This window comes from Aquirhabdus parva (assembly GCF_003351745.1).
GTDB classification, from domain to species: domain Bacteria; phylum Pseudomonadota; class Gammaproteobacteria; order Pseudomonadales; family Moraxellaceae; genus Aquirhabdus; species Aquirhabdus parva.
Window position 1 is genome coordinate 2,020,978 of the sequence record NZ_CP031222.1, and the last position, 24,799, is coordinate 2,045,776.

At 46.1% G+C, this 24,799-nt stretch carries 21 protein-coding genes and 2 tRNA genes; 10 read left to right on the forward strand and 13 right to left on the reverse strand.

Annotation, left to right across the window (positions count from 1 at the left end; all coding sequences use genetic code 11):
* Positions 1–93: 93 nt before the first annotated feature.
* From HYN46_RS09050 to HYN46_RS09060, 3 genes are read left to right on the forward strand one after another with little or no spacing between them, the layout of a single operon-like run.
* Positions 94–1,134 (forward strand): hypothetical protein, encoded by a 1,041-nt coding sequence (locus HYN46_RS09050; RefSeq protein ID WP_114899083.1) that lies wholly within the window; start codon positions 94–96, stop codon positions 1,132–1,134.
* Positions 1,135–1,161: 27 nt separating this feature from the next.
* Positions 1,162–1,512, forward strand: a complete 351-nt coding sequence (locus HYN46_RS09055; protein WP_114899084.1) for a VOC family protein — start codon at positions 1,162–1,164, stop codon at positions 1,510–1,512.
* A gap of 14 nt (positions 1,513–1,526) precedes the next feature.
* Positions 1,527–1,817 (forward strand): hypothetical protein, encoded by a 291-nt coding sequence (locus HYN46_RS09060; protein ID WP_114899085.1) that lies wholly within the window; start codon positions 1,527–1,529, stop codon positions 1,815–1,817.
* On the opposite strand, the gene HYN46_RS09065 is transcribed toward HYN46_RS09060, so the two are convergent.
* The 3 genes from HYN46_RS09065 to uvrB form a co-directional block, all read right to left on the reverse strand.
* Entirely contained in the window at positions 1,814–3,019 is a 1,206-nt protein-coding gene (locus tag HYN46_RS09065; RefSeq protein WP_114899086.1) for a GNAT family N-acetyltransferase, read from the reverse strand. The two genes, HYN46_RS09060 and HYN46_RS09065, sit on opposite strands and share 4 nt — an antisense overlap.
* A gap of 53 nt (positions 3,020–3,072) precedes the next feature.
* Complete coding sequence (locus HYN46_RS09070; RefSeq protein WP_114899087.1) at positions 3,073–4,236, reverse strand: hypothetical protein; 1,164 nt, start codon at positions 4,234–4,236, stop codon at positions 3,073–3,075.
* A 140-nt stretch (positions 4,237–4,376) separates the two neighbouring features.
* Positions 4,377–6,494: an excinuclease ABC subunit UvrB gene (gene uvrB / locus HYN46_RS09075; RefSeq protein ID WP_114899088.1), complete on the reverse strand. Its 2,118-nt coding sequence runs from the start codon at positions 6,492–6,494 to the stop codon at positions 4,377–4,379.
* Positions 6,495–6,909: 415 nt separating this feature from the next.
* On the opposite strand from uvrB, the gene HYN46_RS09080 reads away from it, so the two are divergent.
* On the forward strand, positions 6,910–8,157 hold the full coding sequence (locus tag HYN46_RS09080; RefSeq protein ID WP_114900696.1) for a pyridoxal phosphate-dependent aminotransferase: 1,248 nt from the start codon (positions 6,910–6,912) through the stop codon (positions 8,155–8,157).
* A gap of 113 nt (positions 8,158–8,270) precedes the next feature.
* Here HYN46_RS09080 and HYN46_RS09085 read toward each other — a convergent pair whose 3' ends face one another.
* The 5 genes from HYN46_RS09085 to HYN46_RS09105 all read right to left on the reverse strand — a co-directional run bounded on the left by HYN46_RS09085 (position 8,271) and on the right by HYN46_RS09105 (position 14,274).
* Positions 8,271–10,292 carry an SRPBCC family protein gene (locus tag HYN46_RS09085; RefSeq protein ID WP_162818138.1) on the reverse strand — a complete coding sequence of 674 codons (2,022 nt, stop codon included), beginning with the start codon at positions 10,290–10,292 and terminating at the stop codon, positions 8,271–8,273.
* 291 nt (positions 10,293–10,583) lie between these two features.
* A complete protein-coding gene (locus tag HYN46_RS09090; protein WP_114899090.1) occupies positions 10,584–11,672 on the reverse strand; it encodes an oxygenase MpaB family protein in 1,089 nt (362 codons plus the stop codon).
* A 247-nt stretch (positions 11,673–11,919) separates the two neighbouring features.
* The gene (locus HYN46_RS09095; protein WP_114899091.1) at positions 11,920–12,537 is read right to left on the reverse strand and encodes a carboxymuconolactone decarboxylase family protein; all 618 of its coding nucleotides are present in this window, start codon (positions 12,535–12,537) and stop codon (positions 11,920–11,922) included.
* 83 nt (positions 12,538–12,620) lie between these two features.
* Positions 12,621–13,589: a 3-hydroxyacyl-CoA dehydrogenase NAD-binding domain-containing protein gene (locus HYN46_RS09100; RefSeq protein ID WP_114899092.1), complete on the reverse strand. Its 969-nt coding sequence runs from the start codon at positions 13,587–13,589 to the stop codon at positions 12,621–12,623.
* Positions 13,590–13,866: 277 nt separating this feature from the next.
* A complete protein-coding gene (locus tag HYN46_RS09105; RefSeq protein ID WP_114899093.1) occupies positions 13,867–14,274 on the reverse strand; it encodes a DUF3224 domain-containing protein in 408 nt (135 codons plus the stop codon).
* A gap of 179 nt (positions 14,275–14,453) precedes the next feature.
* On the opposite strand from HYN46_RS09105, the gene HYN46_RS09110 reads away from it, so the two are divergent.
* A complete protein-coding gene (locus HYN46_RS09110; RefSeq protein WP_114899094.1) occupies positions 14,454–16,490 on the forward strand; it encodes an Ig-like domain-containing protein in 2,037 nt (678 codons plus the stop codon).
* A 152-nt stretch (positions 16,491–16,642) separates the two neighbouring features.
* On the opposite strand, the gene HYN46_RS09115 is transcribed toward HYN46_RS09110, so the two are convergent.
* Entirely contained in the window at positions 16,643–17,080 is a 438-nt protein-coding gene (locus HYN46_RS09115) for a hypothetical protein (RefSeq protein WP_114899095.1), read from the reverse strand.
* Positions 17,081–17,299: 219 nt separating this feature from the next.
* Positions 17,300–17,482, reverse strand: coding sequence for a DUF3224 domain-containing protein (locus tag HYN46_RS09120; protein ID WP_114899096.1), 183 nt, complete (start codon positions 17,480–17,482; stop codon positions 17,300–17,302).
* Between the two features lie 221 nt (positions 17,483–17,703).
* Between HYN46_RS09120 and HYN46_RS09125 the strand changes: the two genes are divergently transcribed.
* Positions 17,704–18,060 (forward strand): hypothetical protein, encoded by a 357-nt coding sequence (locus HYN46_RS09125; RefSeq protein WP_114899097.1) that lies wholly within the window; start codon positions 17,704–17,706, stop codon positions 18,058–18,060.
* A gap of 111 nt (positions 18,061–18,171) precedes the next feature.
* Here HYN46_RS09125 and HYN46_RS09130 read toward each other — a convergent pair.
* From HYN46_RS09130 to HYN46_RS09140, 3 genes are all read right to left on the reverse strand, one after another.
* A tRNA-Asn gene (locus tag HYN46_RS09130) sits at positions 18,172–18,247 on the reverse strand.
* A 258-nt stretch (positions 18,248–18,505) separates the two neighbouring features.
* A tRNA-Asn gene (locus HYN46_RS09135) sits at positions 18,506–18,581 on the reverse strand.
* Positions 18,582–18,813: 232 nt separating this feature from the next.
* A complete protein-coding gene (locus tag HYN46_RS09140) occupies positions 18,814–19,272 on the reverse strand; it encodes a DUF1289 domain-containing protein (protein WP_114900697.1) in 459 nt (152 codons plus the stop codon).
* A gap of 292 nt (positions 19,273–19,564) precedes the next feature.
* Between HYN46_RS09140 and trhO the strand changes: the two genes are divergently transcribed.
* The 4 genes from trhO to HYN46_RS09160 all read left to right on the forward strand — a co-directional run bounded on the left by trhO (position 19,565) and on the right by HYN46_RS09160 (position 24,617).
* Positions 19,565–20,479, forward strand: a complete 915-nt coding sequence (trhO, locus tag HYN46_RS09145) for an oxygen-dependent tRNA uridine(34) hydroxylase TrhO (RefSeq protein ID WP_407640799.1) — start codon at positions 19,565–19,567, stop codon at positions 20,477–20,479.
* A 231-nt stretch (positions 20,480–20,710) separates the two neighbouring features.
* Entirely contained in the window at positions 20,711–21,913 is a 1,203-nt protein-coding gene (locus tag HYN46_RS09150; protein ID WP_114899099.1) for a class I SAM-dependent rRNA methyltransferase, read from the forward strand.
* Between the two features lie 66 nt (positions 21,914–21,979).
* Positions 21,980–22,915 carry a 50S ribosomal protein L11 methyltransferase gene (gene prmA, locus HYN46_RS09155; protein ID WP_114899100.1) on the forward strand — a complete coding sequence of 312 codons (936 nt, stop codon included), beginning with the start codon at positions 21,980–21,982 and terminating at the stop codon, positions 22,913–22,915.
* Between the two features lie 103 nt (positions 22,916–23,018).
* Positions 23,019–24,617 (forward strand): zinc-ribbon and DUF3426 domain-containing protein, encoded by a 1,599-nt coding sequence (locus tag HYN46_RS09160; protein ID WP_162818139.1) that lies wholly within the window; start codon positions 23,019–23,021, stop codon positions 24,615–24,617.
* Positions 24,618–24,799 lie beyond the last annotated feature (182 nt).

Below are 24,799 nucleotides of genomic sequence, written 5' to 3' on the forward strand. Positions count from 1 at the left end.
GATTTGTAATTCATTATTTTGCATGGCTCGATATTTGCTATTTTAAACGTATACTTTCTATTGAACTTCGAAAACAAATTAAGGCAAACGATTATGTATACCGACGAAGATCTCAACTCAGCCGTTAAAGAAGGCATTTTTACTCAGGATGCCATTACCAACTTCCGTAGTTATATTTCAAAAAGCCAAAACGTGACCTTGGTGGATGAAGAGAACTTTCGCCTGATCAGCGGTTTTAATGACATCTTTGTCGTTATCGCGTGTTTACTGTTGTTGACTTCGGTGGCATGGCTCGGTTCAGCAATTAGTCCAATCGCAGCAGCGATCATCTTTACGGCAACATCTTGGGGATTAGCTGAATTCTTTGTACGGAAACGGCGTATGGCCTTACCGGCGATTGTTCTACTCATAGCCTTCATTGGCGGAGTCATGGCGACCTCAGTGTCGTTCTTTGTCAATCTCGGGATTGGACAAGCTCAGCAGATGAATATTGAACACTTTGAACAAATGAGAGTCTTTGGCTTTATCACCACAGCAGTGGTGAGCATCGCTGCAACGTGGCTACACTGGCGTCGTTTTAGAGTGCCTATCACTGTGGCCGTGGGTGCTGCATCGTTGGTGATTTGTTTGATGGGATTATTAGGTACCAGCTCATTAGACTCCCATTGGCTCACACCGATACTCTTTATCTCGGGGTTATTGATCTTTGCGCTGGCGATGTACTGGGATGCCTCAGATACACTGCGTCAAACCAAGAGATCAGATGTCGCTTTTTGGCTGCATCTGCTCTCCGCGCCACTGATTGTTCATCCAATTTTTAAGACTTTGGGCATACTGAGTGGCCATAGTACGATCCTACAAGTCGTGCTCGTCATTGCACTCTATATCGTCATTGCGTTCATCTCGATCGCGATTGATCGCCGTGCACTGATGGTTTCTTCGTTGATCTATGTGTTGTATGCATTCTCAGCATTGCTGAAAAACTATGGACTGGTGAGCTTAAACTTTGCAATGACGGGCGTCATTATCGGGGCAATATTGCTGTTCTTATCTGCGTACTGGCATACCGCACGTACGTTCTTGATTCGGTACTTTCCGCAATCTATCAGTGGTCGGCTACCTGCTCTAAGGTAAGGGCAATGAAAACATGACGAGGGCTTTATGCAAATACGTACCATTTACTTCAAAGTTCTCGACATGCAAGCTGCAATTAATTTCTGGCAAGCGCTTCTCAAAGCCAAACCCATAAAGCAATCTACTCGCTGGTCAGAATTCAAGATTGGAGCCACTCGACTAGGATTATTATTAAATGATTTTGGAGAGCAAGTTTCAGGTAGTGGTTGTGTTCCTGTCTTTGCTCTTGAAAAAGATCAACTAATTGCGTTTGTAGAACTTGCAAAATCTCTTGGAGCAATAGTTGTATTCGATGGATTAGATAAACCTGAAATAGGAAGTATTGTTTTAGAGGTACCTACAGGACATGAGTTTGAAGTGTGTCATTGTCATGATTAAAAACGGGCTCCCATATGGATTTTGAAATTCACGTTTTCCTCGCCAAAGGCACAGCTCAATTTGGAAATTCATTTACTGAAGGCGAACGTCACGCGCTCCATATCTATGTTCGTCAAAATAAAAATGCTGAATATGATGGAGAGTTGGCGATGGAAATTGCTGAGCGTAATTATTGGACTTCAATTGAACTGTTCCAAGTTGGAAGATTATCAATCAATGCCGTTATGGAAAAATCTGAACCGTGGTGTTTATATGCACTTGAACACGGTGATGCTATAGTTGCTTATGACAAAATCGAAACTTAAATCTGCTTAAACGGCAAACTCCCTACCGCCTCCTCAAAATAAGCCTTGACCCCCTCTCGTTCACGCACAACAAAATCACTCACGGCATCCATAAATGCTGGTTCTGCCAACCAATGCAGTGAGTGCGTATAGACCGGGGCAAAGCCGCGAATAAGCTTATGTTCCCCTTGTGTACCCGGATCAAACCAGTGTAGATGATTGCGGATTGCGTACTCAATACCTTGGTAATAACACACTTCAAAGTGCAATGAGTCGACATCGCGAATGGCGCCCCAATAGCGTCCGTATAAGGTCTGCTCATCCTTGAAAAACAGTGCTGCAGCAAGCGGCGTTTGATCACGATCATAGGCAATATTTAATACCAGTGAATCTGGCATCGTAGCACCCAGTTGCTTAAAGAAATCAAGCTTTAGGTAAGGCTTCTGACCCCGGATATGATAGGTATTCTGATAGCAACGATAGAAGAAGCCCCAATCCTCATCGCTGATCTCTTCACCCTCAAGCCAACGACAAGAAATCCCTTGAGCAGTGACTTTATCGCGCTCTACGCGGATGCTTTTGCGGCGTTTTGCAGTCAATACGCTTAAGAAATCCGTAAAATCGGTGTACGGTTTGTTTTCCCATAAAAACTGGACGTTACTACGCTGGGCCAGCTTCTGTGTGGCAAAATTTGGAGAGTGCGCCAAGTGCGCTGCACTGTCTAAGAAAGATTGGTCAAGAAAAAGACCATGCCAAGAAGATGCACCCATCTGCTGCACCAAGGCTTGAATACCCTGTAGTAATTGCGGGAATACATCACTCAGCTGAAAACCATCAACCAGCAATATTCGCGATCCTGTCACAGGGGTAAAGGGCACACTGGTCACTAAGCGCGGGTAATACTCTAGCCCATGCCTTGCATACGCTTGCGCCCAAGCATGATCAAAAACATATTCCCCGCGATTATGGGTCTTGGCAAATAAAGGCAGAGCCGCAATGGGCTGATCATCGCGATAGAGCATGAGATGCTGTGCATACCAGCCTGCGTGTTGCCCCACGGCACCACTGTCTTCCAGCGCCAACCAAAATGCCCGTTGCATAAACGGGGTGCTTTGCCCTTGCCATAGATTTTCTGGGAAATGACTGACTGAATCGACAACCTTGATCAAATCATCGAGTCTGGGTGGTGATAATGGCTGAGCGGATAACACAGGATCTGGCATAGCGCGGTTTCGACTTTTAAATGCGTAAAAACAAAAGGGGGTATTGAATAAATCTAAGGTGCAGTCGCCCAAGAGCTACAGGTATTAAATTGCTGTATATCTTTCCAGACACTAAAATCTGGCGATTGGACTTGCTTTAAGGCTTCAGCGGCTTCTACACGATTTCCCGCATTACATAAGAACAAGAAATTTTGATTGGCATTGCGATTGGCTACTTGCTCACCTGTAGTAATCGATGTCGTGCTATTACTAGTCACTGGGCCCTGATAAAGCGGCGAATTTGGATTGGGTTGCTCTGGGCTTGCTGGATAAGCTTGGGCATATTCAGGGGTATAGGGTGGTTGCTCAGCTTCATCAGGAGGATAGTCCATTTGATCTGCTGGATAACCAGAAGCCTGCATTTGTTGACGAATATCTGCGTCATATATCAACTGCTGACGTAAATTATCATCGTTTATGGCTTGCGCAAGCTCCGCATCTGACCATGCTTGACTATAGGCCATACTCGTTACGATTGCATACCAATAGGGATCTACAACCTGATAGTTTACACGCCAGCCATGATCTCGCCAGCCATAGTCGCTCGGCCAACTGCGATAGTAATGCACTCGATAGCGACCTGAATCCCCTTGCCAGTAAGGCATCCGATAATGATTGGTCCAACCCTGATTAAACCCGCCATTCCCCGCCCATACACGCTGATGATTATCCCCATTCCAGCGAGAATCTCCTCGCACACCATTCCAGCCAGAGCGATCGTTGGTTCGACGATCTACGCCTTGAAAGGATTCATTAGGTCTGTTGGGGTTACTGCCATGATTGAAAGCTGGGGCTGTACCTGGTGTGACTTGGGGACTTGGCATCTGACCCTGTTGAGTATGATCACGATTTCCGGACCCATGCCAGCCATCATGTCTTGGATTAGATTGTACTGGTGTCGCGATGGGTTGATTAAACGCTGTTTGCGCATTACCAGTCCATTGCGGACGATTGGCTTGCGGATTAGCAATGCCGCCACCGGCAGGCATCCGACCCGTGCGCATAGCACCATTATCAGCCCGCTCTCGATGCTCCCCCCCACGTTGATTAGATTGACCTGACCGTTGTTCATGCCCGGGATTGGCCTCATCCGCGTAGGACACTTGTGATAAAACGGTCACGCCCAGTATCATCGAAACGGAAGCGACCGCTATAAAAAGCTGATTATATCTGCGCATGATGGGTCTTCTAAGTGAGGGTTGCAGCAAGCTGTATATTGGCTCATTTTAACAGCAGGTCAGTTACTTGCGCGTAAGACATCGTAAGCAATGACCTGCCCTCCGCTGTATTTATGTAGCGACTAATGAGCCTGTCATTTTCATGATAACAACAACTGCGACTTGAGTTTCTTCACTTCGTCGCGCAATCTTGCCGCTTGTTCAAATTGAAGCTGTTTGGCTTTCTCATTCATCGCTTTTTCAAGCTGCTGAATATGCTTGGCGAGCAGCTTCGGATCACGGAGCAGATGCTCATCGATATCACTTGGCGTCGGCTGTAGCACGCTCATATCATCCGGATCATAGACCGCTTCACCGACATTGATATCGCGTAAGGTCTGACGTATAGCGCTACGCGGCGTAATGCCATGCTCTAAGTTAAACGCAACTTGCTTGGTCCGACGACGATCAGTCTCATCAATCGCACGCTGCATCGACGGCGTAATCCGGTCTGCATAGAGGATCGCCTTACCATTCAAGTGACGCGCTGCTCGTCCAATGGTCTGGATCAAGGCGCGATCGGAACGCAAGAAGCCTTCTTTATCCGCATCCAAGATGGCAACCAAAGACACTTCAGGCATGTCTAAGCCTTCACGCAGCAAGTTAATCCCGACCAATACATCATGAATCCCCATGCGCAGATCATGGATGATCTTAGTTCGCTCCACGGTATCAATGTCAGAGTGCAGATACGCGACTTTCACCCCGTATTCTTTTAAGTAGGTGGTTAAGTCCTCTGCCATGCGCTTGGTGAGCGTGGTAATCAGTACCCGTTCATTCTTCTCTTTGCGCAGGGTAATTTCAGACAGCACATCATCTACTTGAGTTAAGACGGGACGAATCTCAATCTCAGGATCGATCAGACCTGTTGGGCGCACTAACTGCTCAACGATCTGCTCACTTTTTTCCAATTCATATAGTGCGGGTGTTGCCGAAACATAGATTGTGGCGGGCGTGATGCGCTCCCACTCTTCAAACTTGAGCGGACGATTGTCTAGGGCACTGGGCAAACGAAAACCATAATTCACCAGTGTCTCTTTACGCGAGCGGTCACCTTTGTACATGGCACCAATTTGTGGAACCGACACATGCGACTCATCAATAAAGAACAAGGCGTCTTCAGGAATGTAATCAAACAATGTTGGCGGCGCTTCACCAGCGGGACGACCCGATAAATGACGGGAATAGTTTTCAATGCCATTGGTATAGCCCAACTGTTGAATCATCTCCAAGTCATAGCGCGTGCGCTGCTCGATCCGCTGTGCTTCAAGCAGCTTGTCATTGGCGCGGAAGAACTCCAGACGCTCGTCCAGTTCAGTCTTAATCGTATGACGTGCATTCTCTAGCTTTTCACGCGGAGTCACATAGTGGCTCTTCGGATAGATCGTAATCCGATCTACTTTGCGATTGGTTTTCCCTGTCAGTGGATCAAACCAGACGATTTTGTCGACCTCATCATCAAACAATTCTACCCGCACCGCGAACTGATCAGATTCGGCAGGATAGATATCGAGTATCTCCCCCCGCACGCGATACGTCCCGCGCTCAAAATCAATCTCATTGCGGGTGTATTGCATCTCGACTAAACGACGAATGATCGCAGCACGATCCACACGATCGCCACGCACAATATGCAGTAGCATTTTTAAATACGCTTCAGGATCACCCAAACCGTAAATGGCTGATACAGACGCCACGATAATGGCATCGCGACGCTCAAGCAGTGAACGTGTCGCGCTCAATCGCATTTGATCGATATGATCATTGATGGCTGAGTCTTTCTCGATAAAGGTATCAGAGGAAGGCACATAAGCTTCGGGCTGGTAATAGTCGTAGTAGCTCACGAAATACTCCACCGCATTGTGCGGGAAGAATGCCTTAAACTCGCCATATAGCTGCGCAGCCAGCGTTTTGTTGTGCGCCATGATGATGGTTGGACGCTGGGTCTGTGCAATCACATTCGCCATGGTGTAGGTTTTACCCGATCCGGTTACCCCCAAGAGCAATTGATTACGCATGCCTTGATTGACCCCGCGCACCAGTTTTTCGATCGCCTGTGGCTGATCACCTGCGGGTTTAAAATCCGTCACGAGTTCAAAGGGCTGCCCAACCGCTTGAGTACCGGACAAGTTGGTACCTGTTTTTTTCGCCTCCGCTTGAATCGTTTGCGCGACGCTTTTTAAGTCATCGGTAGAGCGGGCTTTTATGGGTTCGCGCATAGAAATTTCCTATTCATCAGTAGACGATTTAAACATGGACTCAAACCGTTCGCCATGCCCTTAACCTTAAAATTAATCTTAAAACCGCTTCAGGATCATGTTGAATACGATGGTAAAAATATGGAGTGGCCGGTCAATAATGACTTAATTGTGCATGATGCCATCATTGAACTATATAGCATCAAGAGAGCATTTGGGTCCAATCACTCTATGTTGTGCCGACTCGACTTAAACTCAATAGGCTTCTAACAGGGCACTCATCAACAAAAGTTCAAAAACATTCATAAATTCGCACCATAAAATAGCAACATTTAGGTAAAAATCAGCTAAAATTATCAGGTTTGCCGATTACCATTTTCATCCTGTTTGTTTTATCTCGTCCGCATAAGGAATCAAAGCCGTGTCCAGCAATGCCGTGCCAAGTCTAGAGGTCCGTCTATCAGACCGTGTCAACGCCATCAAACCTTCACCAACGCTCGCAGTCACCAATAAAGCCGCTGAATTAAAAGCCGCTGGTCGCGATATTATTGGTCTGGGTGCAGGTGAGCCTGACTTTGATACGCCACAACATATTAAAGATGCTGCGATTGCTGCGATTAACAATGGCTTCACCAAATACACCGCTGTAGACGGTACACCGGGTCTTAAAAAAGCGATTATTGCCAAATTCAAACGTGACAATAATCTTGATTACGCACCAAACCAAATTTTGGTGTCATCAGGCGGTAAACAGAGTTTCTTTAACTTGGCACTCGCGTTCTTGAACGCAGGTGACGAAGTGATCATTCCTGCACCATTTTGGGTATCTTACCCAGACATGACCATCATCGCTGAAGGCGTACCAGTCATCGTTAAGTGTGGTGAAGAACAACGCTTCAAAATCACCGCTGCACAATTAGAAGCTGCGATCACCCCGAAGACTCGCCTACTGGTCCTGAACAGCCCATCAAACCCAACCGGTATGGTCTACACCAAACAAGAGTTGACCGAACTGGCTGAAGTACTGCGTCGTCATCCACATGTTTATGTTGCTTCTGATGACATGTACGAACCAATCATCTGGACCACAGAGCCATTCCACAACATTTTGAACGTTGCACCTGACCTTTACGACCGTACTTTTGTATTAAACGGTGTGTCTAAGGCCTATGCAATGACTGGCTGGCGTATTGGCTATGCAGCGGGTCCTGCAAAAATCATCAATGCGATGAAAAACGTGCAATCCCAATCAACCAGTAACCCAGCGTCAATCAGCCAAGCTGCTGCTGAAGCTGCGCTGAACGGTCCACAAGACGTGCTCAAGCCGATGATTGAAGCCTTCAAACGTCGTCATGACTTGGTGGTTGCTGGCTTAAATGAAATCCACGGCATCACTTGCTTGCCTGCCGATGGCGCGTTCTACGCCTACGCCAGCGTGCGCCCACTGATCCGTGCTTTAGGCCTCAAATCTTGCACCGAATTCTCTGAGTGGTTACTTGAGAAGACTGGTGTAGCGGTTGTACCGGGTGATGCATTTGGTCTGGGTGGCTACATGCGTATTTCCTACGCTACTGCGGATGCGACCTTGGTCGAAGCACTGCGTCGTATCAAAGAAGCTGCAGATAGCATTGGTGCCGATAAAATTGATGCTGCGATTGCATCGATTGCTGCTGAAAAGAAATAATCTGGAAAGCCTATTGAAGCAGTTCACCGCTTCAATAGTGAAAAAGGGCATGGATTTATTTCCATGCCCTTTTTTATTGAAGTTCTCATCCCGCGCCTAGCAATAAAGACGTTTTATTTCTTACTCACCCAAACTCGTGCTTTCTCAAAGATCACAGGCGCGGTACCTGCGGTCGATAGATAGTCGTAATACGGCAGACTCTTACCCAGTTTCAATAAAAATGGAGGATGCTCTCCCAGCTTACCGCCAGCCGTGATATTCACCAACGTCGTTTTATTGCTCGTTGGCTTAAGGGTGATCCGACCTTGGACAAACTCAATATCGCCACCGGTACTATAGAGCCGTGTAGCTAATTCCGATTCCGCTTTATAGATCAGATTTAAATGCATCGGTATCGACAAGATGCCCAAGCCCAATGCGATTTTGACATCGTTCTGCGTACTACCGTCTGCCAGTGGTGTGCTGGTGACTTTACGCACTTGGCGATAGATCTCTGGAAAATTCTTTGGTGTGGCAAACGCCTCTTTCATCTGATCCAGTGATGCAGGCATATGGTAGAACGAACTGACAAAGTAGAGCTTTTCAGGTCGTACAGCTGTGGCAAGCCAGACGGGGCGATGGCTAAACTGCACGGTACCGCCCTGCTGAAGCAACTTATAGAGCGTCGCTTCCTGGTTACTGGTCATTGTCATCGTCGGTACGATGTTACTGAGCGGCAATGGCGTCTGCTGAGTATCTGGATTAAAGCGCTGGCGTAAAGACTCCAACACGAAGCCCTCAATGCCGCTCGGTATGGCTTGTTTGATTTCAGGCATGGCGCTTAGTACCGTGCTGACCAAGAAACCTACAGGATGATCAAGGTCGCCCCATTGGGTCAAGGTCACTAGGGTCTTGCCATTTTTCAAGGGAAACCATTCAAATCGACCCGTCCCATACTGAATGGAAGACTTCAAGATCAAGGTCGAAATACTGTTGTTCTTACGCTCATGCTGAATCAACACATCTTCGTCAAAAGTTAAGAATGGAAAGGGAATTTTGATCAGCAAGTGATATTTAACAATGCTTTTGACACTGCCATTCGGATCATTAACATCCCCTTCTTGCGCTTGAACCGTGGATTCAGTCATCTTGGGGAAGAGTTTTTGATAGCCGCTAAAGTCTGAAAGCGCCTTTGCTACTTGATCAGGACTGGCAGAAACAACGATAGCGCCCGTGTAGTACTGAACATTCGCGTAGCTTTTTGGCCCTCGGGTATAGGGCAAGGTGATGGTCTTTCGCGCTTGCGGATAAAAGAATAGCGACTGCCCTGCCATATCGGCTACCGCATCAGGATTACCATCGAAAGGTTGGAGTGCTGAGGGTGTGGGGTCGTTCCAGGAGACAAACTTCGGCGTATCGGCATGCGCTGACGTCAGCAAGACGGATGCAAGCCCTAAGCTGAGTAGTGCCGGAGAGATGCGCCTCAAAGTACTCGATTTTAAGTGGTTTGGCGCTGCTCGCTTGCGATGTGAACACGCGTGTATCGCGCTATCAAGCGAAGCATCATGAGAATCAGGGATCAGAGAATCAGGAATCAGGTTAAGGGAATCAGGAATCAGAGAATCAGCAGGGTCAGTCTGGGGTAAAACCGAGGCATGCCCGAGATTAGCCCGAGGCAAGACTGGGGCATGACTGAGGTTATCTTCTGTCATATCTAAGCCGCCTCTCATATCCATGTGACCCATATCCATAGCACTATCCATGTCCTTATTTATCGGCATAATAGCACCACTACCAGCATCATCTCTAACAGCAACATCCTCATCTTGAGAAACGGGCTTAGGGATTACGGACAAGGCTTCCTTGTGATGTGGGTTTTGATGTTTGCTAAAGTTCACGACATGAATATACCTCACGCCCGCCACCTTATAGCGATGGATAAAACCCGCAGTCGCTAAATCGCCAAGCAAGGCATCAACATCCAACTGATCAGCAGGAAACAGCGACATCTTGATCCGCTTAGGGCGATCTTCAAGATAACCCTCGCAATCCGCCAATGTCCATAACCCAATAAACAGCAACCGCGCCGCAAAGCACAGCTCAACCAACTTATCATTCATAAAGAATGATGGTTTTATATTTCTGGCTCTAGCCATGTTTGATTCCCCAACAGTCCACTTGCCAATGACCTGCTTTATTTTTCCGTCGCATTAGTTTCTATAAATGCTTTTGCAAACTGATCATTATAGCATATAAGTTTCCAAAACTCCACATAATGTTTACTTTAAGAAACTTTTGTGTGCAGCTCAAATTGATGGAAAGTCGCCTTATGCAAAGAGGATTGATGATCGCATCTGCGCGAGATGGGAAGCATCTCGCAGCACAAAGCGCCTCATGGTATCAGCAAAAACCACGAGTCGCTGACGACATGGTGTGGCACGGTGATCCTAAGCCTGCTTAAGCTTAACTTCAGAAAGGGGGATCGCCTCAGACTGTGGGTAGACAATCGTGTTAGCTTTTTCTGTACTCATTTTAAGACCCTGATATTGCTCGGCAGGCATGGGGGTCTCGTAGCGTTTAAAAGCATCCGCAGGAGTCTGCACGACTGGATTTTGTACCGGCGTATTCAGCAATACATGCCGAACAATCGGTGCTGTAGCTGGGGATATCCAGCCGAGCAGCATGAGTTGAAACTTCTTACTGGTCAGTAGCGCAATACTACGGAACACCAATCGCCCAACCCCACGCACAACCATCGAGCCAAAGGAAGAAAGTCGCAGATTGGCAAGATTACGCTGCCAGCTTGGCATGGTCGCCAAAGTGGCCAATTGGATCATCTTGGCGACAAACCAAGCCCCGAGAAACAGGAAGCGCGGCAGTGGCGGAAACATAATCTCCGCGTTCATGAGGTGACCCATTACGTGCTGTGTTGCTTCTGAAGCCGCCAAACGCGGACGCATCTGTTCGAAATACTGACGTACGCCTTCGCGGGTTCGAGGCACCGTAGCGGGGTCACACGTCTGCAATTCAGCACCGATCGCACACTCCGCCCAATAGCGACTTTCGTCCTCCTCAGACAGTTTGCCTGGGCCATACACCTCATAGGCATACAGGATCGAATGCCATGCAGTGAGGTGAATCCACAATTGGGAGGCAGGATTATTGGCATCGTAATGTAGTCCAGACACGGGCTCTACACCCACTGCCCGTGCATGGATACGCACCAGCACATCCGCCGCTTTCACCGCTGTGCGGCTATCGCCAAAAGCGACAATGGCGAAGTAGCGCAACGTATTGTCATAGCGATTCCGCGAGCGGGTTAAGATCTTTTGAGTCGTATGCACCGCAGCAAGTAAGAATGGATCAAGCTCTTCAATCACCACAGCGCGCTGGAAGCCGATGGTCAGCGAGGTTGGATAACTCCACACCCGCCAAGTGATCGAGTCTGGGCCAAAGAAGCCGTAGTCCTCAGGTTGAGTTGATGCAGGAGTTCCTGCTGCTGGCTGTGGGGTCGTGATGGGTACGCTGGCGGTCATGGTATGCTTCCTAGCTCTGGGTCGGCTTGACACCCTGATGGTTTTTGTTTGTTTTATGCGAATCGCCTAATGGCGCACGACTCCGTAGAAGCTCGAAGTATAGGCGCGAGATTCGGGGCTTACATTTACCATGGTTAAAAAATGATTTGGCAGATGGGTCAACCCATCAACTCATTAGGATGACCCTAATAACTACTTAGCGCCTGCCGAAAAATAAGAGTTATCAATCATACGAAGGATTGAGCCGCTACTTTGATGAATGGATATTGGTAGTTGCCAAAACCTTCTCTAACCGTGACTCCAATGGCAAACCTGTGCTGTTCAGTACCCCAGCAAGCATTTCATAGTGCCCAATTAACATAATGACCTCTAGTAATAGTCTGCTGTTATAGTGCTGTGAGAGTTGCTGCCAGGTAGGCTCAGAAATCATGCGATCATGATGGAATTCATCACAGGCTTGCATTAACATTTGGTGACGTGGCTTCCAGCCAATCGCTTCTGCGCCTAAAGGGATCCGAGCAATATCTTCAACCGATAAGCCCGCACGTAGGCCGATATCCACATGCTGCCCCCACTCATAGCGCGAGCGACAATTCCACCCCACACGAAGAATCACCAATTCCGTATCGCATCGATCGATCTCTCCATATGGCATCATTCGTGCAGCAAAAGGTAGCCAAGCACGAAACAAACTAAAATTACGTATCAGCATCTTAAATAAATTAGAGGCCTCAAGCTTTCCAAACTTATTAATCAACTTGATAACAGTCCGCGAAAAAAGGTTTCCATCCAATACATCTATACGCACTCTGGTTGTGTGCCAACCACCTGATGGCGTTAATTGCTGATCAATTGGAGTCGTCATACCGAGGATCCTATGGTTTAAATGAGTGAGTCTGAAATCGAAAAAATGTATATCTAAATATTAAAATGATCGCCGCTCAGTTATTACTTCACTTTATCAAGGGTTCGTTGTAAGGCGATGATGCAACGATCGCGATCCGCCTCAAGCTCTGTGAGTGACTTTTTGCCAAATGATGCTGATATTTGATTCAACAATTTTTCTTTCAATTCAGTGCTAAAGAATACTGGTGAGAATTTTGATTGCAGCCACAATAGCTGCATACCCCATGAAAAGTGATCAATGAAGCCTGTGAAGCCTTTGGGACCTCCTCCCATATGAAAAGACACAAAAGGACCTCCTGTCGCCCAGCGTAACCCTAAAGAACGCGTAACAATTTCATCTAACTCATCGACGGTCACGACATCCCATTTAACCAATAACAGCGCCTCTCTCATCAGCGCAGCTTGCAAACGATTAGCAACAAAGCCGGGAACTTCCTTGCGCAGGAGTATCGGTTGCTTTCCAATCATGCGATAAAATGACAGCGCTCGCTGGGTAGTCTCAGGTAATGCACGCTTGTGCGGCACAACCTCTACCAGCGGAATCAAATGGGGAGGATTGAAAGGATGGCCGATAAGCAAGCGTCCGGGTCTCTGCATACCTGAAGCTTGGATACGGGTTGGAATCCCTGAACTCGAGGACAAAAACAAAGCATGCTGCGGCGCGTACCGCTCTATTTCAATCCAAAGTTTACGTTTAAAATTAATCTTATCGGGACCGTTTTCCTGTATGACATCGGCACTCATGACTGCTCTCGCCAAGTCCGTTTCAAAGCTAAGACGCTTGAGCAACGATGACACTGGTAGCTCGACGGTTTCAATATTTGGCAGTATCGCTTGAATACTGCTAATCACCCGCTGCTCAATATTTGGCGCGTTGTCATAGACCACAACCCTCAAACCACGGGCTAAAAATAACGCAATCCAAGAAATGCCAATCACGCCAGCACCAATCACGGTAACGTTCTGCATCGCAATATGAGATTCAATCAAACTTGCAGTTTGCTCATCCATTCGAGTGTCTTCTTTAAGTGGTTCTTTAGCCCATAGTTAATCTAGAGTCTAAATGCACAACACATGGATGCATGTCATATAACCAGTCAATAAATTGACACTTTCGGACATTTTATGCGAGTGAGAAAAGTCTTTTGTGCGGGGTGCGGAAGATTAAGTGAGTAATAAAGCTTGTTGCTAGAATTGAATATTTTTCACTTGTGAAGAGAAAATAAAAAACGAGTCAAACATATCGACTTTAGTGTTGGAGTTGGCTTTAGAAGATTATCGTCCTGCTTTACATACTATCTGGCAAGGTATAATCAAACTGATAAAAATGCTGACCATCGGTAATGGTAATGGTCATCCGACCCGCAAGCCCGACCAGACTCCCCGTCCCTGAGTCTGGAACAACCGTAATGGATTGCTCAGGTACACCGCGCGTCATCGTCGAGCTATGCTGTAAAACAAAACTCCCTTCATGACCCTGTAGCGAGCCACTCACCTTCTCCATTGCCACATAGCCCGCTGATCCTTGAACACTCGTTCGGAAGGCCAGCATTTCGCCCTGACTGGTTGCTTTCAAATCTCCATGAAATGTCTTGTCCAGTGACATCCGCCCTAAACCTGTAGCGTCAGCAATACTACTGATCGGCTCTGGGTTTAGTTTGACTTCAAAAGGTCCTGTGGCTTGGTGATTTGGCATTTGGTAATCCTTTACGTGAATCATGAATTGAAGTTTGAGTAGATCATTTATTTTGCAATAAAACCAAAACAAATGTATCAAAAAATGTCCAATTGGTATAAATGTGTTTCTGATTAAGTTTTAATCGCATAGAAGCTATGGATTAAAACAATTAAATAGCACAAATTAGGAATGAGACAATGTCCGTATTCTCTAAGATTCAACCAAAAGCATTTTCCCGCCATTTATTCTTTTTTATGGGATTATTATTACTAACCCTATTTCTGAGCGCATGCGGCGGCTCCTCTTCCAGCGAACCGCCACCACCGACTCCACCCGTTGTTACTCCACCTGCTGTTTTGAAAAATATTATCGTCACGCCTGTATCCACGAATATTGCACAAGGTTTAACGCAGACGTTTACAGCCGTAGGACTCTATAGTGATGGAAGCTCTAGTGCCATTACTAATGTCAATTGGAGTACCTCTGCAAGTAACTTAGCAACGATTGATGCCAACGGCCTACTCATAGCAAAATCAGCAGGCACACTCACAGTAACTGCGACTCAAGGCAGCATTAGTGCATCTGCACCCCTAACGATTTCGGCAGCAGCCTTAAAAGTGGTCAGTATCACCGTACCCCTGACAACCATTCCTAAGGGATTAAAAGAAAAACTATCCGCTACGGGTTTGTTCACGGATGGATCGACGCAAAATCTGAATAACATCATCTGGTCATCATCGGACTCCACAGTTGCCACAGTAGATCCTACAGGTCAGTTTCTTGCCAAGGGCACAGGCACGGTCACTATTTATGCCAGTCTAAATGGCTTGACCAGCTCAGTAACTATCACCGTCACCGCAGCCGTATTACAATCCTTAAAGCTACAGCCCCCCAGCCCATCTGTGGCTGCTGGGTTAACCCAGCAATTTACCGTTAATGGCATCTATAGCGACGGGACCACTCTAAATCTGTCCAATCTGACTTGGAGCTCATCTAATACTGCAATTGCAACAGTGAATACGTCGGGTTTAGTAACGACAAAAAAAACAGGGAGCTCGACGATCTCGGCTTCGATCAATGGAATCACTGGATCAGCTCCGCTGACTGTAACGACAGCTGTACTGAAATTAATTACCATAGCATCCCCTCTTAAAGATATTCCCATCGGCTTAACCGCCCAACTAACGGCAACTGGACAATATTCAGATGGGACGACTCAAATCTTGAATAATGCAAAATGGACATCTTCAGACACCAATACGGCTATTGTCACTTCTACAGGTTTAGTCACCGCTCTTAGTTTTACTCAACCAGCATCCGCTAACGCAGTAATCAAAGCTGAATTAGATGGCATAAAAGGTAGTTTTGTGATCACCCTAACCCCCGCAATTCCGACTTCCATACAAATCATTGGTTCAGATCAAGCATACGTTGGCCTAACTAAAGGATATACCGTGAAAGCAAATCTGTCTGACGGAACGACATCTCCAAATCTGATTGACACTACGACTTGGAGCTCTTCAAACTCAAATATTGCAGTGTTTACTAATCAGGATTTTTCTGCCAATTTTAAAGCTATTGCTATCGGCTCCTTCACTATTTCTGCGACTTATAAGGGCTTAAATAGTTCAAAAACTGTCACTGTTAATCCTGCTGTTTTAATAGAGCTAGATATTAATTTAAACGATGCAAATGGCGGAACGACTTCAGGCCCAGATGGTAATTTTGGTAGTGGGGTGAACAGTGGTTTGCTGGTTGCAAAAGCAACATCGTCAACTGGATCCAGTAGTATCGTGACACTGGATAAAGTAACAATCTCAGATCCAAGCGTAATATCCATTGATACTACTGGACATTATCAGGTGTTAAAGCAATCAGGTTTTGTACTCATCACAGGGCAATACCAAGGACTCCAAAGAACCGTGGCTTTAGATACTTCTAGCCTAAGGTACTACTACCTCCTAGGCCCTCAAATTCTGACCTTGTATGGTCTCCCAAGTTATTATTCCTTACAGCTAGCACCTACAGGCGGAGAAACCAACTTACTGTCTACATCAGTTTATTTACCTGCTAGCAATCAATTAAGCGATCCATCTATTATAAATTTTATTCGAAGTGGTCGATTTAACTCACAAGCGACGACTCTCAATTCAGGTACGACTTCTGCGTTAGTCAATGTAGCCAACCTACCTTCCACGCTCAAATGGTATGAATATTTCAAAGTTCTTCCTTAAAATGATTTAACTACAGACAACAAAAACCCCTAAAGCTTTAGGCTAAAGGGGCTTTTTGTTTTATGGTGAAGCGTCATTGAGTGGTACTTTGCCTTCAATGCCACATAGACTTTCCGCACTGAAAATTTTAGCTTAGACTGGTATCAGATCCGTCACAGGCAAGCGGATGCGCTACAAATTTTGCGAAACGGTTGTCCAGCTGCATCTACCCCACTATAGGTCGCACTCGCACCCTGTACTGCGCTCACTCCACTCCATTGAGTTTTCTGCACATCATTAAAACCTTTCCAGCTATAGCCATTAGGTAGTTTGGTGACCTGATAGTAATTTCCATTACTCATATAGCAGGTAAATTCGCCATTCTGCTGCGGCTTTTCACAACTGGTCGGCAGGATTCGATAGTTATCTCTTGCAAATACGCCCGAACCATCATTTTTCTGGCTTTCGGCGTTAGTAGACGCATTATTATTACGTTCTATTTCAAGACGCTCTTTTTCGATTTTATCCTTGAATCGCAATGATTTTTGAATATCTTTCTGCTGATAATCAGCATTGTAGGCCTGCCCGATCTGAGCAAATAATACATTCATTGAGTCGTCCGCATAGGCTATCGAACTGATAACCAGCAACAAAATACAGAAGGGGGTGCTTCTCTTGCTTATCATAGAAATTCTCATCTGATTTCCGCCATCAGCACCACCGATACCTATCAGGTGTTATGTCAGCATGGGGGATTTATCATGTTATTAATTCATTGTTTATAATAAGCAAACTCGCGCCCTTTTTATATAATCCGAGTCCTTTATATTTTAGTCATTCCAGCGTTGGGACAAAATGGGTGCAACGATTTCGCTCTGACTGGTTGTTTTCAAATCCCCATGAAATGCCTTATCCAGTGACATCCGCCCTAGAGCTTTACCGTCAGCAGTACTGCTGATCGGCTCAGGGTTCAGTTTGACTTCAAAAGGTTCAGTGGCTTGTTGATCGGTCATTTGGCAGTCCCTTTAAGTGAGCAATCCTTTAAAATTATTAAAGAAGATATCCGCGTTTGGCTAGCATCCGTCCAGTCTGGTCAAAATCATCAGTGAAATGCTATTGGTACATTCAAAATGGATTAAAAAAACTCATAATAAATTAACAAACTTCAATTTCGGTAATGTAGAGTCTTCAACATCAAAATTTGATTTTCTTATTGTCTAAAGAAACACACATTATGAACATTTCTATTTCAGGCTTACCTGCATTTGCAATTGAACTAGGTTTTATTATTGTATTCTCAGCACCCATATGGCTAGCAGCGCGATTCGTTGGTGCGGAGAACCCATCATTAGTGCGAGCTATATTTTCTTTACTGATCGGAACGATAGGCGCTATCTTTAGTGCATTCATAACAGGTGCTTTTGCGCTTATTCTTGCACCCTTGGCATATTTGCTATCGTTTAAATATATCCTTGGCACCTCCATGATAGGCGCTATTATTCTTGCGATTGTTGCCGCAGCAGGTTATGTCGCCATGATCCACTTTATGGGTGCTGGCCTGAATGTCACAGATCACATTTCAAGTTCTTAGAATAGCCCTAATCAGCATAAGCCTGTCGATGTAGAGATCTAGACAAAAAAACCCCAAAGTCTTCCGACTAAGGGGTTTCTGTTCTACGGCAAACCGTAGCTAAGCAAAATATGGCTCCCTGACCTGGGCTCGAACCAGGGACACATGGATTAACAGTCCATTGCTCTACCGACTGAGCTATCAGGGATCGGTACGTCTGGGCACATTATACAGGGTAATGAACCTATATTTGACAAGCATTTAGCTGAATGTTCATTTTTTCTCCCAGCGCATTAAAACGACTTACCCACGCAGTGACTTTCCAGCTTATTGCGACAAGTACAACAACACTCGCAAAACGTAAGAAGGTATTAAGGAAAAAAGACTTTCACAAATACTCGTGACTCACCCAATAAAAAAGCCCTTACAGAATATGTAAGGGCTTGATTATTTTGGAGCTTAAATATGGCTCCCTGACCTGGGCTCGAACCAGGGACACATGGATTAACAGTCCATTGCTCTACCGACTGAGCTATCAGGGAATGTTTCGTTTCGGTAGGCGGCATTTTAGGGATATGAACCTACTCGGTCAAGCAGTTTTTAATATTAAATCGTTCGACCGTATACTTTGTCGCCAATGCTGCTGCTTTTGAGCCGATTACGCAATGATTTGTATATATTTGATACAGTTACGCACACCAACCGATCATTTCAGCATGATCGCTGGATGAAAAATTTAACCTCAACTCAGTTTAAAAACTAAACTTCTGCGTTTTAAACACCGAAATTGGCCGCGCGTAACCACGCAAATTCAAAATTAGCGACCGCCAAAGTATATAAACGACTATCGACCTGCTGCCATATCGCATCGAATTGCTCGGTGGCGATATTTAAACCGGACTGAGGTAATAGTTCACGATTGCGCTGACATGCGCGCAGTGCTTCATAGACATGACGCCCTGCAGATCCGCTGGGCAGAAGGCGGACTTGTCTGGATGCAAGGAACTCATCGACCTGTATCAAATTAGCATCGGGAATCAGCGGTAATACAATGCGATCAAGCTGTTCATCCAAGCGCTGCCAGATGAGGAGCTTTTGCTCTCCCGTGTAGCGATTCCACTCGATTACCTCATAACTAAAACGACGACACCCCCGGCAGACATGATCACCAAACACAGTGGAGCACTTCCCTGCACAAGGCGTCAGAGAGTCGTGAAGTTGTACACCTTTAATCGAATCGTTCAAACCGCTCAAAACACCCACCTTAAATTGATCATCAAAACTACTCAAGACAACAAAACCACCCACAATCACGCTTTATGTAGTGCCAAATATGATCCAGATCAAGATTAAACACCATCTATTCATCAATGCGTGCATTTCAACCATTATCAAACGCCGCATAAAGGATTAGAATAGCGCACCCCGAATTCATCTATGTGCGCTTGACTAAGACTTAAGCGTTTCACGAAGAGCTATTTGCCCCATGAACGAATCTGTACATTTACACAGCCCATCAGACGAGATGACTGACGATACCATCCAGCAGGATCAAACCGACAACACCAAAGAATGGGTGATCGCTGCATTATACCAGTTTCACCCTGTCTCCTTCCCTGCTGATTTGCGTAATCGCTTGGATGAACTCAGCACGCACTTGCAATTGCGTGGGACGCTGATCGTCGCCAGTGAAGGGATCAATGGTACGGTTGCTGGCAGTCGTGCTGCGATTGATGAGCTACACCAAGTGCTGATCAATGAAGGCTTTGATCGCATGGAATACAAAGAATCCTTCAGCCGTGAAAAACCGTTTAAACGCATGAAGGTCAAGTTTAAAGAAGAAATCGTCACCCTAGGTGTGGATGTTGAGCCGCTCGCGCAGGTCGGGCACTATCTGGAACCTGAAGCGTGGCATGACTTCATTCAGCAAGAAGACGTACTGGTGATCGACACCCGTAACCGTTATGAATATGCGGCAGGCACCTTTAAAAATGCGATCGATCCCAATACCGAGACCTTTCGAGAGTTCCCTGCATTTGTAGATGAGCAACTTGCCGATGCAAAGCACAAGAAAATTGCCATGTTCTGTACGGGCGGGATTCGTTGTGAAAAATCAACAAGCTTGCTCTTACAACAGGGCTTCGAAGAGGTTTATCACCTTAAAGGCGGTATTCTGAATTACCTCAATACCATTCCAGAAGAAAAAAGCCTCTGGAAAGGTGAATGCTTTGTATTTGATGGACGTGTTGGTGTGGGTCATGGTGTGGAAGAAGGCGAAAGCGCGATGTGCTTTGGCTGTGGCTGGCCACTAAAACGCCATGAGCTGCAATCGGTTAAGTTTGAGCGCGGCGTCAGTTGCCCGCATTGCTTTGACCAAACCAGCGAAGCACAAAAAGCACGCTATCGTATGCGTCAGAAGCAAATGGACGGAGATATTTAATCAGCGTACGTTTTTCTAAGTATGATTGAGGCAGGGCCTATGGCACTGCCTTCTCTTATATCAAGCATGACTTTTATATTGAGTATCGTTAGCGCTATCTGATTAAAAAAGCTATTTTGCATCCCTATTTCAACATTGAATTTTAAGCCGCGCAGTGATCACTTAAATAGCACTGCACTCTGCGGCACTTTTAGAACATGCTAGGCAACTAGTACATTTAGGATAGATACCATGACCACGCCACGCCTCCGCATCAAGAAACGCGATCAACAACGCCTGCGCGACGGTCATCTTTGGGTTTATTCCAATGAAGTCGACACGGATGCCACTCCGTTAAAGACCATTAAATCCACATTAGTTCACTTGGAAGATTATCGCGGTAACTTTCTGGCAACTGCGAGCTTTAACAGCCAAGCACTGATTTGCGCACGAATCTTGGATACAGCTGCGCGTGATGAGTTAGATGTTGCATTCTTTGAAACCCGCTTAAAAACAGCGCTGGGTTTAAGACAAATCACCTTCAAACAAGATTACTATCGCCTTGTATTTGGTGAAGGTGACTTGCTACCGGGTCTCGTCATTGATCGTTTTGCACAGACGTTCGTGATCCAGATTGGTACACAAGCGATTGAGCAAGCCAAGGCTGCACTTGTTACTGCATTACAAAACGTCTTCGGCGCAGACAGCATCATCGTCTTTAAAAACGATGGCAAAGGTCGTCAGATGGAACAGCTTGATGAATATGTAGAGACGGTTCCTAGCGATGCCAAGATTGATGCATTAGATGTGATTGAAAATGGTGTGGCCTTTAAGGCACCGCTAGATGGTCAAAAAACAGGGTGGTTCTACGACCATCGTGACGGACGCCAATGGTTAAATGGCTGTGCCGCTGGGCGCAGTGTGCTTGATGTGTTTAGCTATATCGGCGGTTGGGGTATTCAAGCGGCAGCTCATGGTGCGACGCAAGTGACCTGTGTGGATAGCTCTGGGAAAGCCGGTGAAGCGGTACTTGCCAATGCGGCTTTAAATCAGTTAACTCAAGTCAAGTTTATTGAGTCTGATGCGTTTGAGTATCTCAAGAAACCGGTCACCGATACCTTTGATCTTGTGGTGCTCGATCCACCCGCACTCATTCAAAAACGCCGTGATTTCGAACAAGGTCGCCAAGCGTATTTCTTGTTGAATGAAGGTGCAATTCAGCGCGTCAGTGAAGGGGGCTTGCTGGTTTCAGCGTCATGTTCACTGCACTTGCTGCGTGATGAGTTGATCCGTATCGTGCAGCAAGTCGCACGTCGTCAAAACAAACATGTACAGTTGGTGCATGAAGCGCATCCAGCAGCAGATCACCCACGCTTACTCAGCATGACCGAATCTGACTATTTAAAATGTCTCGTCTTTCGCGTGACCAGCCTGCCTGAAGGCGCTACACACTAATTTACTGATAATTTTACTGATCATTCAAATTTAATGACATGGCATACAGGCCATGAGGAAAACAATATGCGCTGGTTACAAATACGTTTTGAAGTGACTAAAGATGAAGTCCAATTGGTTGAGACTTTGCTCGAATCACTGGGCGCGGTCAGCGTCATTTTAGATGATGCGGCAGATCAACCTTTACTTGAGCCACTGCCCGGAGAAACACCGATTTGGGATCAAGTCATTGTGACCGGCTTATTTAATGAAGTCGTTGACTCTTTCAATATCGACCTAGAGCACACCCATTCAGAACCCACAGACCCAGAACAAATCATTGCGTTTGTCCAAGCGCAAGCACCAACCGTACGCGCCTTCTATGAATATCTGGAAGAACAAGTCTGGGAGCGCTCATGGATGGATCATTACGAGCCAATCCAATGTGGTGAAAACTTCTGGATCGTGCCTGAATGGCTCACCCCACCCGATCCTAATGCCGTGAACTTGATCCTCGATCCGGGTCTGGCATTTGGCACTGGTAACCATGCCAGCACCTTCCTCTGTCTGCAGTGGTTAGGCAAAACTGATCTTAAAGATAAAGTCGTGATCGATTATGGCTGTGGATCGGGCATCTTGGGTGTCGCTGCACTTTTGCTCGGCGCAAAACAGGTTTATGCAACCGACATCGACCCACAAGCTCTGCTTGCAACCCGCCAAAATGCTGCGATTAACGGTACTGAGTCTCACATTTGGGTCGGTCTTCCAGAAGAACTGAACAAACAGTTTCCAAACCTGCAAAGTGATGTTATCGTCGCTAATATTCTAGCTAAACCGCTCATGGAACTCGCGCCAGTTTTTGCGGAATACAGCTTGCCCAACGGAAAAATCGCCCTTGCGGGATTGATTGAGGAGCAAGTTGAGGGGATCCGCGAGGCCTATGCACCTTGGTTCGATTTAAATGAGCAAGAGTTTAGAGAAGAGAATTGGTGCCGATTATCTGGTCATAGAATTAACAAATAATCATCATAGGGGTGATGGTTTTAGAGCGTTAATGTGATCATGGATTGGGCACGAATTCTAGTTTGTTTTTATGGGATAAAATCAAAATTAGGAAGACCGGCTCGTGAACACCACTCAAAAAACCAGATGCCCTTATTGCTCCAGCATGTTTGCTGTGAGCGCCGCTCAGCTTTCAATCCGCAATGGATATACCCGTTGCGGTAAATGCTTTCAAGTCTTCAAAGCCGATGATCATCTGATCATCGACCAAGCCCCCAAAGTAGAACAACCAGCAGTTGCCTCTATTGCTGTAGACGCTTTAGCCGCGGAACAAGAAAAACTAGCTACACCGCAAATCACAGCAGAATCCCCTATTGAACACGTGCAAGAAGCTAAAATTGCATTAGAGGAAACACCCGCTGCTCAAGTGACACCCATCGCTGAACCAGTCACTGCAGAAACTGTTGCTGCAGAAACTATCGAAAAGACGCCTTCATTTGAAAGCGTTGAAATGAAGAGTGAACCGTTATCTATCGCTGCGGAATCCCTGCCTGAAGATGCTCAAACCGTAGAATTTATATCGACTAAACCTCTTACTGCACAATCATCGATTGCAGAAGATGGTTCTGAGTCTCTCTCTTTTGTAGCCCCCACAGTAGCGCATGAAGAGGTGGTTCACGCTGAGCGCGTAAGTCATGAGTCGCTTATCACGGATCATGCTCCTGAAATCATCACGCCATCAATCAAGACGCCTGCTGTTGCTGCATCTGAAATTGCTGCAACCGTACCAGTGGCCGAGATCGACCCTCCACCGGAAGCAAACACACCAACCATGTCACATACTTTTGAGCAAGAGTTTAATGATCTGTGGTTAAGTGCAACTAACTCTGCTCCAGAGGTTGATACCAGCCATGCACTGCGTGAAGCGCTGACCCCAGAGTCGTTGATCATTCACGATTCAGCGATTGAGCATGACTCCGATCACATGCATATCGCTAAAGATTCAGTTTTACATTTAGGCAGTGTCGCCTTGGCCAGTGGACCGAACTCCGTCATTCATGATGATGATCTGGTCAGTTATTTAAACAAAAATAGCGTGCCTTCTTCCCCAACTGTCAATCGCCGCGAATACGCTGCCCCAGAGATCAACATCCTGTCTTCCAAGCAAAAGAAGAAGCAGGCTTTGACCACTAAACCGGGTAATCGCGTGATGGAGCGCTTAAATCAGCCGAAGTTTCGTTTTAAAATCAATTTTCCGGCTTTTTTTGGCAATGCAATCTTGTCATTGTTGTTGTTGGCGTTACTGGCCGCACAGTATATTTATTTCAACTTTGATCGTTTAGCCGCAGATCCCCAATATTATCCGACCATGCATAAGGTTTGTGCCTCTCTCGGATGCGATGTTCCGCTCGTGGATGTCAGTAAAATTAAAATGAGCCAAGTTATTGCCCGTCACTTCCCTGACTCTCCTAAAGAGGCAACGCGTTTCACTGCAGTCATGACCAATAATGCGGACGAAAGTCAGCCTTACCCTGCTCTACAACTACTCGTCTTAAAAGATGGGAAAATACAATCAGGTCGTGTTTTGAAACCTTCGGAATATTTACCAAATGGTTATACGGCCTTAGCAAAACTCCCCGCTCATACGCCAACCACTGTGCAATTCGTCCTGAAAATTCCTCGGGAAAACATTGCCGTGTTTGCGCTTGATCCTATTCGCTAGACATCTGTATATACACTGAAATTCTGCGCATCTGAAATATTGTTGAAGATATACGAATTATTCAGCAATATTTTTGCATAAAAAAGCATCAAGCCTGCTGCATTAGTCAGCAGGGGATGTTATGATAACCGACCGCGCAGTGCGTGGTTCTTTTCAATTTTTTAGTGTTCTGCGGTGCCTAT